General features: G+C 45.1%; 13 protein-coding genes. 3 read left to right on the forward strand and 10 right to left on the reverse strand.

From position 1 onward, the window contains the following. Nucleotides 1-38: 38 nt before the first annotated feature. The 3 genes from DFR44_RS07000 to DFR44_RS11720 all read right to left on the reverse strand — a co-directional run bounded on the left by DFR44_RS07000 (nt 39) and on the right by DFR44_RS11720 (nt 5,066). On the reverse strand, nt 39-1,223 hold the full coding sequence (locus tag DFR44_RS07000; protein WP_133620505.1) for a beta-barrel domain-containing protein: 1,185 nt from the start codon (nt 1,221-1,223) through the stop codon (nt 39-41). Continuing rightward, entirely contained in the window at nt 1,223-3,358 is a 2,136-nt protein-coding gene (locus DFR44_RS07005; protein ID WP_133620506.1) for an ATP-binding cassette domain-containing protein, read from the reverse strand. The genes DFR44_RS07000 and DFR44_RS07005 overlap by 1 nt, the downstream gene beginning before the upstream one ends. Before the next feature lie 247 nt (nt 3,359-3,605). Next, entirely contained in the window at nt 3,606-5,066 is a 1,461-nt protein-coding gene (locus DFR44_RS11720; RefSeq protein WP_133620507.1) for a calcium-binding protein, read from the reverse strand. A gap of 255 nt (nt 5,067-5,321) precedes the next feature. Between DFR44_RS11720 and DFR44_RS07015 the strand changes: the two genes are divergently transcribed. The 3 genes from DFR44_RS07015 to DFR44_RS07025 all read left to right on the forward strand — a co-directional run bounded on the left by DFR44_RS07015 (nt 5,322) and on the right by DFR44_RS07025 (nt 9,017). Continuing rightward, nucleotides 5,322-6,536: a glycosyltransferase family 4 protein gene (locus DFR44_RS07015; RefSeq protein ID WP_162845198.1), complete on the forward strand. Its 1,215-nt coding sequence runs from the start codon at nt 5,322-5,324 to the stop codon at nt 6,534-6,536. A gap of 167 nt (nt 6,537-6,703) precedes the next feature. Further along, complete coding sequence (locus DFR44_RS07020; protein ID WP_133620509.1) at nt 6,704-7,555, forward strand: hypothetical protein; 852 nt, start codon at nt 6,704-6,706, stop codon at nt 7,553-7,555. A 130-nt stretch (nt 7,556-7,685) separates the two neighbouring features. Then, complete coding sequence (locus tag DFR44_RS07025) at nt 7,686-9,017, forward strand: NAD(P)/FAD-dependent oxidoreductase (protein WP_246012078.1); 1,332 nt, start codon at nt 7,686-7,688, stop codon at nt 9,015-9,017. Here DFR44_RS07025 and tnpA read toward each other — a convergent pair. The 7 genes from tnpA to accD all read right to left on the reverse strand — a co-directional run bounded on the left by tnpA (nt 9,008) and on the right by accD (nt 16,070). Further along, nucleotides 9,008-9,364, reverse strand: coding sequence for an IS66 family insertion sequence element accessory protein TnpA (gene tnpA / locus DFR44_RS07030; RefSeq protein WP_133620510.1), 357 nt, complete (start codon nt 9,362-9,364; stop codon nt 9,008-9,010). The genes DFR44_RS07025 and tnpA overlap by 10 nt on opposite strands. A 115-nt stretch (nt 9,365-9,479) precedes the next feature. Then, nucleotides 9,480-10,715, reverse strand: a complete 1,236-nt coding sequence (locus DFR44_RS07035; RefSeq protein WP_133620511.1) for a cystathionine gamma-synthase family protein — start codon at nt 10,713-10,715, stop codon at nt 9,480-9,482. A gap of 69 nt (nt 10,716-10,784) precedes the next feature. Continuing rightward, on the reverse strand, nt 10,785-12,305 hold the full coding sequence (gene purF / locus DFR44_RS07040) for an amidophosphoribosyltransferase (protein WP_133620512.1): 1,521 nt from the start codon (nt 12,303-12,305) through the stop codon (nt 10,785-10,787). A gap of 70 nt (nt 12,306-12,375) precedes the next feature. Further along, nucleotides 12,376-13,125: an SPOR domain-containing protein gene (locus DFR44_RS07045; protein WP_133620513.1), complete on the reverse strand. Its 750-nt coding sequence runs from the start codon at nt 13,123-13,125 to the stop codon at nt 12,376-12,378. A gap of 19 nt (nt 13,126-13,144) precedes the next feature. Continuing rightward, nucleotides 13,145-14,455, reverse strand: coding sequence for a bifunctional folylpolyglutamate synthase/dihydrofolate synthase (locus DFR44_RS07050; protein WP_133620514.1), 1,311 nt, complete (start codon nt 14,453-14,455; stop codon nt 13,145-13,147). Beyond that, complete coding sequence (locus DFR44_RS07055; protein WP_133620515.1) at nt 14,449-15,147, reverse strand: hypothetical protein; 699 nt, start codon at nt 15,145-15,147, stop codon at nt 14,449-14,451. Before DFR44_RS07055 ends, DFR44_RS07050 begins: the two co-directional genes overlap by 7 nt. A 56-nt stretch (nt 15,148-15,203) precedes the next feature. Further along, a complete protein-coding gene (gene accD / locus DFR44_RS07060; RefSeq protein WP_133620516.1) occupies nt 15,204-16,070 on the reverse strand; it encodes an acetyl-CoA carboxylase, carboxyltransferase subunit beta in 867 nt (288 codons plus the stop codon). Nucleotides 16,071-16,129 lie beyond the last annotated feature (59 nt).

The raw sequence follows: 16,129 nt of genomic DNA on the forward strand, positions 1-16,129 counted from the left end.
TGCGCTCAATGAGCTTAACCACCCGTTTTATTCATTTTTTATTTTTCAGACATTGACTCACTCAATGTTTTGTTCAAAGGCTGTGTTAAATAGGACAGCACACTGCGCTTGCCTGATAAAACATCCACTGTGACAGTCATGCCCGGTCTGACTTCAATGTCTTGGCTTGCCTTTCCTTTAAACGCTCGTTCACCGATGCGAACTTTCGCTCGATAATAGACCTCTTCTCCGCGTTTGCTCTCATCAAGTAAAGCATCTGGACTGATATAAACAACTTCGCCCTGCATCACCCCAAAAATTGAGTAGTCATATGCGTCTAGTTTGACTCTTGCGGGCAAGCCTTGACGCATAAACGTCATGTCTGCGGGTTTAATTTTTGCTTCAACCACCAAGTCGCTTTCTGTTGGCAAAATTTGCATAATCTCCTCGCCTGAGCGCACCACCCCACCAAGCGTGGTCACTCGAATACTTTTGACCACGCCTGTGGCAGGTGCAATCAGGTCTGTATGTTCTAGTAGTTGCTGGCGGTCGGCCAAATTTTTTTCTTGTGAATTCAACTCTTCACGAGCCTTTGTCCACTCGGCACTGGCATCTTGCAGGTATTTGTTTTCTATATTTTTTATCTGAATATTAATATCGTTTAGCGTTCGTTCTAACCTTAAAATTTCAACTTGACTCACGTCCCCAGAAGCGATTAAGGGGCGGTTAAGTTGTAGTTCTTTTAAAACGAGCGCCCTACTCACTTGTAATTGACGAATGTACTCATCACGAGAAGCTTTGCGTTGACGATAAAGGTTTTTTTGAACCCGTGCAAAATCACTGTATTTTGCTTCCAGTTCAGCGGGGATAGAAAATGAGCCGCCCGTCACTTCAGCCTGTAATCGGGCTACGGTCATGCGCAAGGCACTCACTTTGCCAAATACATCGTCAAAAGCAGCGGTGGCACGCTCTTTTTCAAGAACCGCCACAACATCACCTTTCTGAACAGTTTGACCTTCCGCAACTTTCAACTCAATTAATACGCCCCCATCCGCTGCTTGTATTGTTTGAGTATGGCTACTTGCAATCACCTGCCCCTGCGCATGCACCACAGTGTCAATCTCACTAAAATAAGCCCATATCAGTAAAACAATGAAACAAACAAGAGATACTCTGAGCACGATGCGATCTTTACTGAACGTCACTTCATCCGACAGACCAAAAAATCTTTTTAACCACTTCATCAAATGCTCTCCATCTTGGGTTGCGTAGATTTTGATGCCGCGGCGGATGCTTGTAAATGTTTAATGACTTCCATTTTTGGCCCGTCAATCGCTATTTTATTATTGTTAATGACAATCAATCGATCAACACATTCCAATAACACAGGATTATGCGTGACAAGAACCATCGTGTACTCTGGCTTAATGGCTTGCGTCAAAGCAGACATACACTGCTCGGCTGTTTGATAATCCATTGAAGATGTCGGCTCATCAAGCAGCCAAACCGACGGTTGATTAATCAATAGACGAGTCAAAGCAACCAGCTGTTTTTGCCCACCCGACAACCCTTTTCCACCTTCTGCAATGGGCAAAGACAGTCCTTTAGGGTGATTGGCAATGACTTTTAACAAACCTGTTTTTTCAGAAATTTCTCGTATTTTTTCATCACCTGGATCAATCGTCCCAATCAATAGGTTTTCTCTCAAGGTGCCATTAAAAAGACGATGTTCCTGCTGCAAATAACCGACTTGCTCGGATAACCAGCTTCGGGAAAGCTGTCCTATATCAATATCATCCAATAATATTTTTCCCGTTAAGGGTTGATACATACCCGTAAGAAGGCGCAACAGAGTGGATTTTCCTGAACCAATGCCACCCAGCACACCAATTTTTTCACCCGATTTAATTGTCAGCTGATTAACTGTAAAAGCGTTGGGGGCATTTTTGTATGAAAATCGAACGTCTTCCAACACATACTGACCTCTCACCCGTTCCAATTGAATAGGACGTTTGACTTCATGATTATCTGGCTCTAAACGATATAAGCTGTCCAAGCCTATCATGGCTGCTTTGGCGGTTGCATAACGTAACATCAGTTGGTATAAGGTGGCCGCGGGTGCCGTTGTTCTGCCCAGCAAAATGGATGAGGCAATCAAAGCCCCCATCGTCATGTGCCCCTGCGTCACTTCATACGCACCAACAGCGACCACCGCAATATAAACCAGCTGTTGTAAAAAAACGGTGTAATGCGTTCCTTGCTCGCCAATGTGCCTCAACTTGGTGTCATGCTTAAGACTGCTGTCATTGATGTCAATCCATCGTGATAAAAAATGCCACATGCCACCACCCGATTTTATCGTTTCAGCGCCCTCAATCGCCTCAACCAGCAATCCAGTCTTTTGATTCGCCACTTCCATTCCGCTACGGGTATACGCTTCAATTTTTTGAATGGAGTTAAAGCCGTGAACGGCTGCGATGACGTAAAACAACAGCGGAATCAGTGCCAACCAAGCCGAACCAATCAGCGCAATTAAAAACAAAAATAAAAAACCAAAGGGCAACTCAATTAGTAAATATATGGTGCTCGAAGATAAAAACCCACGAACATTTTCATAGCCACGTATTTGAGCGGACAATGAGCCAAGTGACGCAGGCAATTGATCCAATCGCACTTTGAGCAGTCGTGCAAAAATATCTCTGGACAGTTTGCTGTCCATTTTGAGCACGCTCTCTTCGATTAAACGAGAACGGACATTCTTTAACAGCAAATCGAAAAGAAGCGCTAAAGTCACGCCAATTGTCAACACCCACAGTGTTTGATAGCCATGACTCGGAATGACCCGATCGTATACCTGCATGCTAAATAACGAAACACCCAAAGCCATCAAACTAATCATGGCGGTAGCGATAGCCGCTTCCCACAGCGGTGTTGTATGACTCATAAATACATCTTTAAACATCGCAAATGCAGGGCGTTGACTCAGTTTTATATTGTCTTGCTGAAACTGCAAACGCACACACGCCAATGTTTCTTCGCTTGGGATTTCAAATAACTGTTCAGTGCTACTACGAACCAGCCATCCACCTGTGGATGTTTGGGACTGAACCACTAGCCAACCGTGCTCCTCACTCCAAGAAATAGCAGGTAAACGAGCAGGGTCAGGTTTTTGAGGCATATACAGCTGCTCTATTTCCATTTCTTCGGCGACACGCTCTAAAACAGACCGCCAATCGCTGCCTTTTTTTCCTAAACTATCCACAAAAGCAGCACAGCGTGAAGAAATCACATCATGTAAATACAAACGGTCAATATGCCCCCCCTGTATCTTGGCCACACAGGCCATTGCCCACATCAATGAATCTCTTTGTTTTATCATTCTAAAAACCCTATGGGCAACACAAAAAATCAACCTTGTATCTTTAAATGCTTTTAAATGCTTTTAAATAACTTTAAAAGAGAATTGATTGGAGCCGTTGCTCGCATCTTGCATCAAATGAATTATCATTTAATTATTATTGTTATCTATCAAGGCAATCTGTACATTCAAAGAACAAGTGGCATCACTCATGGCAAGACTCTCAATCAAATGAGAGCCTGCCGAAACCAGTCTATTTGGCTGACAACTAAATGACTTGAAAATGTGTATTATTAAGAGCCAAATTCGGACTCAACTGAGCAAAAGCCACAGCCGCACCCGCGCCAGAACCATCGGCATCGTAAAACAACACACCTGTAGTGGTGTTATAAACAATGCGATCATCCGCGTCCCGACCCGCACTCAGTCCTGCGCCCGCCGCAAATTGTCCCGCTAACAACGACGTTTGCCCCGTTAACGCAGTAAACACGGCATCATCTAAAGCAACTTTATCGTCAGCGACTGCAAAACCTGAGATAACATCTTTGTTGCTCGTTGCATTAAGTGCCGTACTAAAAGTAAACACGTCTTTGCCCGCGCCACCAATTAATGTGTCATTGCCGACCCCGCCATCTAACACATCATTGCCAGCAGCGCCATCGAGCACATCATTACCAGCACCACCAAATATCGTATCATTGCCCGTTGAAGACCATACGGTATCCGCACCATCTCCCGCCAAAATCGTCAAATTCGATAAAGAAAAACGCTTACTGGTCAAGTTAATCACATCATCACCCAAGCCAGAATCAATCACTTCAATATTCAGTAATCTTGGTTGATTCGTCCAAACCGTACCAAAGTCGGTTAAGTCGTCAAGGACAATTAAATCTGGGCAACCAGAACCTAACAACGTATCGACCCCCGTACCACCATCAAAGAAGTCAATTGAGCGTGATTTGTATTGAACGTCAATAACCTGCCCTGTCCAGAGATTAGTTGATGTGCCACCTGTTCCCCACCAAGTATCAGCTCCCCAAACCAGCTTGTCATCACCCGCACCACCAAATAAAGTGTCAGAACATACACCGCCATCTAGGTAATCATTGCCATCACCGCCCGTCAATTTATCAGAGCCACCCCCACCATAAAGGCTGTCTCCTGCTGCATTTGCGGTCATATTGTTTGCCGAATCATTGCCACGACCGACCAAGCTTTGCGTACCCGTCAAAGTAAGATTTTCTACATTGGCTGTCAATGTGTAATTAACGCTCGATTTGACCAAATCAGTACCACCGCCCGCCAATTCAATGACCACATCTCCAGCGTTATCCACGATATAGGTATCATTGCCAGCACCACCAGACATTTTATCTGCGCCTGTACCGCCATCGAGCACATCATTGCCATTGCCACCTTGCAATGTATCGTTGCCTGCGCCACCAAATAAAGAGTTGCCTGCATTATTGGCAATAATCAGGTTATTCAAGTCATTTCCCTTGCCCGATAACGCTGCAGAACCCGTTAAAGTTAGATGTTCTACATTACTGGTCAATGTGTAATTCACAGAAGCTCTTACCAAATCAATACCTTGATTGGCTTGCTCTATCACCACATCCCCCACATTATCGACAATATAAGTGTCGTCACCTGCCAGCCCTGACATGGTATCCGCAGACGCAGTCCCTATTAATGTGTCGTTTCCATCAGTTCCAGATATAACAGCCATTTATCCCCCCCATCTTAAAAATAATATAACTATTTATTTAACATTCAATAACCAACCAAAGTGGCTGGGCAAGCATTGTACAAAAAAATATCAATAAAAAACAATTTTTATTTAAACATAATCTAATAATTATATTTTTAAATGTCATGCAAATTAATATATTTACGCCTTGACTTACACATATCCTACTCATCATGAACTTATTTTCATTTATCATGACGCTTTTCATGGCATATGACTTCATTCGCATCCACTATGACTCCAACCCGTTTGCTCATTCTTCATCAAAATTTTCCAGGTCAATTTCGTCATTTAATTAACCATTGGAAAGCATTATCAATATTTCAAGTCAATGGTCTGGGTTTAAAGTCAGCTCCGGGTTTAGATGGTTTTAATCATTTGTGCTACGAACTACATCGCCAACCCAACCGCGAACAGCACCCATATTTACGTACGATGGAACGCGCGGTACTCCACGGTCAGGCAGTGGCTAGAATATTATTGGCGGCTAAGAAAAAAGGTTATCAGCCTGATGTGGTATTGGCGCATCCTGGCTGGGGAGATGCCCTGTACGTGAGAGATATTTACCCAGATGCACGCATTATTCATTTTTGTGAATGGTTTTATAGCTTGCCTAAAGGCGACTTAGGGTTTGATTCAGAATTTCCTGACAGCTTTGACCAACAAGCAAAAATTGCAACATGGGATGCGCTACACAGCTTGAACTTGGTTCGTTGTGACGCGGGCGTGACGCCGACCCAATGGCAACGCTCAAGACATCCTGAGCTATTTCACCACAAATTAAACGTCATACACGAAGGGATTGACACCGAACAATTGAATCCCGATGCCAATGCGACATTTAAGCTACCCAATGGTATCGTTGTACGTGCAGGCGACCCCATCGTGACATATGTCGCACGCAATTTAGAACCCTATCGTGGCTTTCATACGTTTATGCGCGCATTAGAGCGTATCCAAAAAACACATAAAACATGCCACGCCATTATTGTCGGCGGTGATGACATCAGCTATGGTGCCAGACCTAAAAATGCACCCAATTGGCGAAAACAGATGTTAGATGAGGTTTCCTTGGATCCAGCCCGCACCCATTTTTTGGGCAAAGTACCTTATCAATCCTATAAAAAAGTATTACAAGTATCGGCCGCACACATATATTTAACTTATCCATTCGTACTGTCGTGGTCGATGTTAGAAGCCATGGCAAGTGGCTGTTTAATCATCGGCTCACGCACCCCGCCCGTCGAAGAAATAATTGAGGATGGGGTTAATGGTGTATTGGTTGATTTTTTTAATCCGTCCGAAATTGCGCAACGCATCCTAACGGCATTCGAATCGCCTCAAGCGCACATGCCTTTGCGTCAAGCAGCAGAGCACTTAATAAAGTCGCGCTATACACTCGCACAAGGTGAGACAGCATATCGTGAGTTGATACTTCAACGAGGCTAATATGAGCAGATATAAATAAGATATTTAAATCTTATAGGCACTTACTCATCAAAATAAGCAAATTAAATTCAATGCAAACAATATAAATAATTAAAATGTAATTTGCGTATAATAAATGAACTTTAATTAAAAACTATTTACATTTATATTGTTCAGGAGGATTTTTAATGAACTTAAAGTTTTTGGCCGTTTGTGCCCTATTGGTATTAAGCGCTCCAGCTTTTTCAAAAGATACTGCAATGACCATTTCGACCAACAAAGTTGGCGAAAATTTGGATTTGGAATTGGTCTCTGCTGAGTTTGGCGCAGCAAAGGATTTAGAGGATTTTGAAAAACGCTTGAATGACCCCAAAACTCAAGTATCAAATTTGGACTTGAACAATGATGGTCAGGTTGATTATTTAATAGTTTCTGAACGCAAAGACAACAATGTGCATTATGTCGATATTGACGCCTCAATTGGCCAAGACAAAAAACAAACTGTTGCTACGATTCAAGTCAATAAAAGCTCAAGTAGCGAGTCTATACAAATTATCGGTGAAACAAGCATATACGGCACAAACTACGTGTATGTTCCAACTTATGTGCAGCCTCCCGTATTCTTTACGTTGTTTTGGGTCTCGACTTATCAACCGTGGTATTCACCTTGGCATTGGGGCTACTACCCGCCTATTTACCATCCATGGGGCGTTCGTCCAATCAACTCTTATCGTGGTGATGTCAACGTGAATATTAATAAATACAATAATGTAATTGTTAACAAAAACAACACCATCCGCGATATTGACCGTAACAATTCAATGACTAAAATCGGCGATAAAACAGATGGGCACTTGAAAAAAACCACCGATGGCTCCGATTTAAAAAGCAATGTCAATCGGGCTAAATCCCCTAATCGCGAGCGCAATGTGGCGGCCAAGCCTGTGTCAAGAGAGTCCGTTCAATCTAACCGAGCCAATCGCGCGATGCCTTCCACAAGAATGCCAGCAACGGCAAGAGGTGGTCGCAGTCGTTTTTAACGGATGACTTGCGTGATGTTTGAGTGGTTTAAATAGACCAATGTTTAAGGAAAGCACCATCCACTTAAGTCCACCTACACAGAGAAAGCCCCTTTTTTGAGTTTTAGTTGTGTATAGTTTTAGAATAGTAATGAATGACCTTACACAAACACCTCATTGCAAAGGCTTAAACATGTACGCTCAAGACGAGAAACTGACACAAAATTCATATTACGCCGCAACGAGCACGCCACTACCAGAACAACCCCGCTTGCAAGGAGCGCACTCTTTTGATGTTTGCGTGGTGGGTGCTGGTTTGGCGGGACTTTCAGCCGCTTTAGAACTAGCGCAAGCGGGTTATAAAGTAGCGATTCTCGAAGGCAAGCGTATTGCTTGGGGCGCATCGGGGCGCAATGGTGGTCAAGCCATTGCAGGTTATGCTTGCGACCAAGAACCTTTTGAAAAGCAATTGGGCTTAGATGATGCCAAGAAAGCTTTTAATATCACGCTTGAAGGTCTGGATTTAATGCGTGAGCGCATCGTTGAACACAACATCCAATGTGACTGGATTGATGGCTACATGACGGCGAGCGTCAAGCCCAAAACCACTCCAGATTTATATGCTTGGGCAGATCGCTTGGCCGATGTATACAGTTATCCTTACCTCGAAAAAATCAGCCCTGAAGACATGCCGCAATGGGTTGCATCTAAACGTTATCACGGGGGTGTTTTGGACAAAAACAGCGCCCACCTGCATCCTCTCAAGTATGCGCTGGGTCTTGCCCGTGCTGCGATGAGCGCAGGCGTTAAGATTTTTGAAAATAGTTTAGTGACTCAATTGATACAAGGCGACCCCGCGATAGTCAAAACGGCGGAAGGACAAATTACCGCCGCTTTTGTCGTATTAGCTGGCAATGTTTACCTAGACCAAGTCGCACCCAAAATCAGCGGGCGCATCATGCCTGTTGGTACATATATTGTGACAACCGAACAACTCGACCCTCAATTAGCGGGCAGTTTAATCAGAAATCGCATTGCAGTATGTGACAATAATTTTGTACTCGATTATTTTCGTGTGACCAACGACTCACGCATGTTGTTCGGCGGTCGGGTGAGCTACTCGGGTATGACGCCACACAATTTGAGCAATGCCATGCGGCATACAATGCTTCGAGCATTCCCTCAACTTGAAAACGCTAAAATCGAGTACTGCTGGGGTGGCTTTGTCGACATCACAACCAATCGAGCCCCTGACTTTGGTCGCCTAAGTAGTAATGTTTATTATTTGCAAGGCTTCTCGGGGCATGGATTGATTTTGACTGGCATCGCAGGAAAGATGGCCGCTCAAGCGATTCAAGGACAAGCAGAGCGTTTTGATATGTTTAGCAAACTCAAACATCTGCCTTTTCCAGGCGGACGGGCTTTGCGTACTCCTGCCTTAGTATTGGCTATGGCATATTATCGTTTACGAGATTACTTATAACCCAGCAAAATCATCAAAATTTTGTAAGCGTAAGCCCAGGTGAGTTTGAGTGCGTTGCTTTGAGCTACCGGCTGAAGACGCATGGGGACAAACGTCGCACTGAACTTGGCTGGCTTTAGATTGGAATCGTTGAGCGGTGATGCATTCGCTGAGACAGCTCTGGCGAAATCTCGAACCCAGTCACGCACGCTGTCTTTGCTAACACCGATTGGCATGGCGTAATCTGATTTGCTCAAACCGCTGGCTTGCCATAGTTTGACGTGATGCTGGCGATAAGCGCGGTAATCAGCTTTGCTCTTCCCTTTGCATGGATGGCTACGTTTGCTTGGTAGTGCTGATTTTGACATGTGTGCGCCCCTGTAATTTATGGAGCACGCAATATCGCAGGTTATCTAGTCGAGTTCAAGGTGGCTGGGGCGGACATTTATCGAAAGTGTAATACAAACTTCAAAGCAAAAGCCTTTAAGCCAAGGCTTGAGCCAAATCATCAATTAAATCATCAACTTGCTCAATACCAACTGAAATGCGGATTAAACCATCGGCAATTCCCCACTCGGCTCGACGCTCGGCTGACATTTCAGCGTAGATGGTCTGGGTCACAGGTAAAGCCATCGTGCGGTTATCACCGAGATGAGTTGACATCATTATTATTTTTAATGTGTCCAATACGTCAAAAGGATGTTTCACGCTATCTTTAACGGTGAATGACAACAACGTGCCGTATGAGCCTTTAAACAATTCTGAAGCTCGCGCGTGTTGCGGATGCTCAGACAAGCCTGGGTAGTCGACCTTCTCAACAGCAGGGTGTGCATTTAACCAATTCGCGAGTGTCATTGCATTTTGACAGGCGCGTTCATTGCGTAAAAAAAACGTTTCCAAGCCTAAGGCGATTTGCTGTGCTGAGTCGGCCGATAATGCGCCGCCGATGTCACGTAATCCTTTTTTTCGTAATTGTAATAAACCCCAGTTTTTCGCTTCACCTTTGCGATAACCTTCAAAAATATTCGGATACACAGACCAGTCAAACAACCCCGTATCAGTTAATGCCCCACCAAGTGCAGCACCGTGCCCTGCCAAACCTTTAGATAAAGAGTTCATCACAATAGACGCCCCATAATCTTTTGCTCGCAATAAAGCGGGCGTGCTCATGGTGGCATCCACCACGAACAACACGCCTTGATGTTGACACAGTTCACCAATTCCCTTTAAATCTGCAACCTGTGTGCGTGGATTGGCGATGGTTTCAAGAAACACCATGCGTGTATTGGGTTGCATCGCTGCTTTGACTTTATCTGCATCGGTCACATCGGCATACGTGATAGAAATGCCATGTGCGGCTAAGGTGCTGAATAAGCTGGTGGTGTTGCCAAATAAATACTGGCTGGCAACCAAGTGGTCTCCCGCTTTAAGCAAAGCCAAAATCACTGTTGAAATCGCCGACATGCCTGTCGCGAAGCTAATCGTACCGATGCCGTCTTCCAGTGCATTGATTTGCGCCTCTAAAGCGGCGGTTGTTGGATTGCCTCCACGAGCATAAGTAAAGCCTGAGCGTTTATTTTGGAAGGTATCTGCAATGTCCTGCGCGCGCGCGTACCCCCACTGCACACTTTTATGAATGGGCTGGTGACTGGCGGCGTACTCGGTTCCGCGTAGACGGTCGCTATGCAAAAGTTGAGTTTGTAAATGCAATTTTTTCATCAATGAAACCTTTTCATTTTTTAGTCACCACCAAGCCGTTTGAAGGGGGAGTTTTAATTTTTATGACTGTCAATGAGCCTTATTTTCTTTTTTCGCGGCTTTTTTCGCCGCCGCACTGTCAATTTTGTCTTGTTCCAGTGCATCTAAATAAGCCATATCGATGTCTCCAGTCACATATTGACCATTGAAACAAGATGCGTCAAATTGCTTTACCCCCCCCTGACTGACCGAGCGTACGGCCTCTTCAAGAGCAGAGAGATCTTGATAAATGACCTTGTCTGCGGTGATTTCTCGACTAACCGCCTCCACGTCCTTGTTATGAGCAATCAGCTCCGTGCGCGTTGGCATGTCAATGCCATAAACATTGGGAAACTTCACCGCTGGCGCGGCTGAAGCAAAATAAACTTTCTTGGCCCCTGACTCCCGCGCCAAAGCGACAATTTCTTGACTGGTGGTACCGCGCACAATGGAGTCATCAACGAGCAACACATTCTTGCCCTTGAACTCACTTGGCATGGGGGTGAGCTTTTGGCGCACTGATTTTTTACGGGTTTCTTGCCCCGGCATAATAAATGTGCGACCAATATAACGGTTTTTAATAAAACCCTCACGATAAGGCAGTCCCAATATCATCGCCAATTGCATGGCGCATGGACGCGAAGTATCGGGGATGGGCATCACCACATCAATTTCTTTAAGGTCAATTTCGCTACGGATTTTTTCTGCAAGGGTTTCACCCATAGCTAGGCGCGCTGAATACACCGATGTGCCGTCAATCACCGAATCTGGACGGGCGAAATACACATACTCAAACAAACAAGGGCTAAATTCAGGCTTTGTTCCTTCTGGAATACAGAGGCGGCTAAAAACCTCGCCATCAAAGCCAATCCAAATCGCCTCCCCAGGTGCGATGTCACGCACGGTATGATAACCCACGCCTTCGAGGGCAACGCTTTCTGAAGCCAGCATATACTCTTTCACGCCCGCTTCGTTGATACGTTCACCCAAGACCAGCGGTCGAATACCATGCACGTCACGAAAACCGAACAACGCACGACGAGCCACCATACCCACACAGGCATATGCCCCTTTGACACGTTTATTCACCTGAGTCATGGCGTTAAAAAACTCTTCAGGCGTCAAATCATCGGCCTCTTTCACTGCAATATCCAACTCATGCGCCAATACATTTAACAAAGCTTCTGAATCCGAGCCTGTATTAATGTGACGTTTGTCGAGGCGAAATAGATTTTCGCGCATGTGATTGTTGTTGGTTAAATTACCATTGTGCGCCAACACTAAACCATAAGGGGCGTTGACATAGAAAGGTTGGGCTTCCTCAAGGCTATCGACATTTCCAGCCGTTGGATAGCGCACATGACCAATGCCACATCTGCCGTGCAAATCTCGCATATTGCGCGTGCGAAACACATCTCGCACCATGCCCTTATTTTTATGCATGAAAAACCGCTTGTCATTTGCAGTCACCATGCCAGCCGCATCTTGTCCGCGGTGTTGTAACAATAGCAAAGCATCGTAAATCAATTGATTCACAGGAGAAGCGGCGACCACGCCTATCACACCACACATAATTTAACCTTAAAAAAATAATAAAACTCGTCCATCCCTAGCGCGTTGTTTTCACTCCTTTTAAAGGATGTTATTTTAAGGGAATCACTATTGGATTTTTTGCTGCACTCTTGGCTTTGTTTGCCGCCACTTGAGCATCCGTTTGGCTATCAAACGGCCCTAAGCGAACGCGTGTTTTAGACACGCCATTGACCGTAATCGTTTCGCGTGTGGCACTCACGCCCGCCGCTGATAAGCGTTTCATTAACGCATTCAGTTCAGCCGTATCGCTGACAATGCCGATGTGCACTAAAAATTTTTGCGTTGAAACAGGCGTTTTATCTGTGACGACCGCAGGTTTAGTGTCTGTTTTTGCCTCCACTTTAGGTGCTGCGGTTTTATCTGATGTTTTGTCACTGCTGCTGGGGGTTGGCTTGAGGTTATCAACAACCACCGTGGTATCAGCTGCACGTGGATTTTTTACATCAAATTGCAAATTTTTATCAGGCACATTGACCGTCACAGTCGGAGCCGTTTGCTTGCGACTGTCATCAAACACCCATGGCAAAATCACAAAAGCCGCCGCCAGCAAAACCAATGCGCCGATTAAACGGCGACGGGCGCGGATTTTTAAATCGTTGAGCTGAACGTCCTCATTATATACCGTGCTTGTATCGACCTGCGCTGCCGCCCGCCGAACCGTCGGTCGAACAGTACGCGGCTGATAGCCACTGTCAGAGCCACTTAATCCCAACTCGCTGCGCATGTCTGTCTGTCGTCGACGCGTGGTGCGCGGTTCGATTTCTGGCTCTTCTGCTTGTTTTTTGTCTTTAAACCACATGATTTTCTTTCTGTTGACGCTAATTTAAACGCGGCATACCAATTAACGCTTGCTCGATTGTCACAAACGATCCAAAGATGATAATTCTATCATCTGCGGGCACTGCCGTGGCTAAATGCGTGAGTGCATCTTTGACACTTTCATGCTTGTGTACCGAGTGGTCTTTGTCCTCGACAAAACCCGATTCAATGAGCGCGTCATGCAACTGTTCTGTACCAGCCGCTCGTATGTTCGGTAAAGCACATAAATGCCAGCGGTCAATATGCGGACGCATGATGCGCAAAACTTCTACGATATCTTTGTCTGCCATCGCTCCAAACACAGCATGGGTATAGGGCGCGTAACCCAGTTGCCCAAGGTTTTTCGCCAACACGCGCGCCGCATGCGGATTATGCGCCACATCCAGCACAGTCAGGGGTTGTCCAGGCAACACCTGAAAACGTGCCCTCACCACCGCATGAGCCAAACCTTGTCTAACCGCCTGTTGCGACACAGGCAAAACGTCATACAAGGCATCCAATGCCGCCAATGCCGCACTGGCATTCATCAATTGATAATCGCCGCGCATTGCAGGCATCGCCAAGCTGTTTCGGCGTGTATGTTCGCCCACAAAACGCCATTGCTTGCGTTGCTCATCCTGTACAACGGTAAACTCAAAATCTTTACCCAACAACTTTAAATCAGCACCAATGGCTTGTGCATGCGCCACTAAAGCGGTCGGTGGTGAAGTATCCGCACAAATGGCGGGGCGGCCCGCACGAAAAATGCCTGCTTTTTCAAAGCCAATCGCTTCACGTGTATCGCCCAAATAGCCAACATGGTCAATATCCACATTGGTCACCACACTGCAACTGGCGTCAAATACATTACTCGCATCCAAACGCCCACCTAAACCCACCTCGAGCACCACCACATCAGGTTTTTGCGCATCAAACCAGCACATAATCGCCAACAAAGTAAATTCAAAATACGACAACGAAATGACATCAAGCTGACAACGCGCCGCTTCAACTCGTTCAAAAAAAGGCAAAAGCTGCGAGTCGGTCGCATCTACCCCTCCCCATCGAGCACGCTCATTGAAGTGCAAGATGTGAGGAGACGTATGACAGCCGACCTTGTACCCAGCCGCCAACAAGATATTCTCGAGAAAAGCACAGGTAGAACCCTTGCCATTCGTCCCGCCCACCGTGATGACGGGATAATTCAAACGCAAATCGCCACTCGCCTGCAAACGCTCTTTGACCGTACGCACGCGCTCCAAACCTAAATCGATTGCGCTTGAATGTGCCGTTTCGAGGTGGGTGAGCCACTTTTGAAGACTATTCACAATATCCTTCCCTCAACCTCTAAAAACCAAAATTTCTTTACTTGTTTCCAGTCTATTGAATACTGTTTTTTTAATTCAAACTGAATCTCTTTTCCTCCGATAGGTGTTGTTAATTTTTTAGGAGTTATTTTAGAATCGTTTGAAATATCGTAGTCCCAGCATTTAGCATCTTTATTCGAAGGATTTACAAAATTTTCAAGCTCATTCATAACCAATGCGACCCCTTGGTTAACCTTACCTTGCTCAATATAGCTTTCTAATAGATGCCAATCAAAATAAACATCTTTCATAAAAATATCTGATGCGCCGCGTCTATTTCCAGAGGTTGTAAATTCTCTATAACACTTCATTTCAATCGCAATTTTAAAAACATCGCACTTACATTGAACTGCGTTGTTACGTTGAACTGAGCAATTACATTTTTTGCCTACAAAGAGAACATCAATTTCTCTGTGAGTATCAAGCAATTGAACACTGTGCTCCAGTTCTACTTCATACGATTCTTGATTACTGAATTGAATAAGAGGTATTAATTGATTTAGTAATACAGCATACTGCAACTGCAAAGAGGCTTCTTTATTAATTTTAACAAACTCGTGACCTATTTTTTTTGATAATGTTTGCCATGCAAACGATACGGCTGAGCGCATTCGAATTTTAAAATCGTCTGATTGAAGATCTGACTGAAGCAACATAAAGCTCCTAAAAATATAAAAATTGCCGTGAAGTCTCACGGCAATTCATGAACAGTTTAGTTGAAACTTGCGTCTGACTGTCGTCGCAACAAGGCAATCACTCGGGCAATTTCTTCACGCATCTGCAAGCGGTTGACAATCATGTCAATCGCGCCTTTTTCAAGTAAAAACTCTGAGCGTTGAAACCCTTCGGGTAAAGTTTCGCGTACCGTTTGTTCAATCACTCGCGGGCCTGCAAAACCAATTAAAGCCTTGGGTTCTGCCATGACGATGTCACCAAGGAAAGCAAAACTTGCCGAGACACCACCCATAGTTGGGTCTGTTAAAACGCTAATAAAAGGCAGGCGTTTATCTGCGAGTAGCGTCAATGCTGCCGTGGTTTTCGCCATTTGCATGAGCGACATCAAGGCCTCTTGCATGCGCGCGCCGCCTGAGGCGGTGAAGCAAATAAACGTTGATTTGGTTTCAATCGCGTGACGGACACCACGGACAAAACGTTCACCAACCACTGAACCCATCGAGCCGCCCATAAACTCAAATTCGAAAGCAGCGACCACGACATCTTGCCCCATAATTGAACCTGCTTGGACAATCAGCGCGTCGGTTTCTTTTGTTTGTTTGGTCGCTTCGGACAGGCGATCCGTGTATTTACGGCTGTCTTTAAATTTTAAAGTGTCTAGCGGTTTGACCTCTTGCCCAATCTCAACTCGTCCTTCGGCATCAAGCAATTTATCCAAACGTTCACGCGCGCTGATGCGTAAGTGATGGTCGCATTTAGGGCATACATGCTGATTGTTTTCTAAATCCGCGCTATACAACACTTCATCGCATGACGGGCATTTCACCCACAAACCTTCAGGCACAACTTTTTTTGCCTCTGAAGTTTGAATTCGTGGAGGTAAAATCTTTTCTAACCAGCTCATCTATTACTCCTTGTTTCGCTTGTAAGATGATTCAAGCGAGTGTTTTTTTATCTTACTCA

Source organism: Hydromonas duriensis, assembly GCF_004363775.1.
In the GTDB taxonomy this organism is placed as follows: Bacteria; Pseudomonadota; Gammaproteobacteria; order Burkholderiales; family Burkholderiaceae; genus Hydromonas; species Hydromonas duriensis.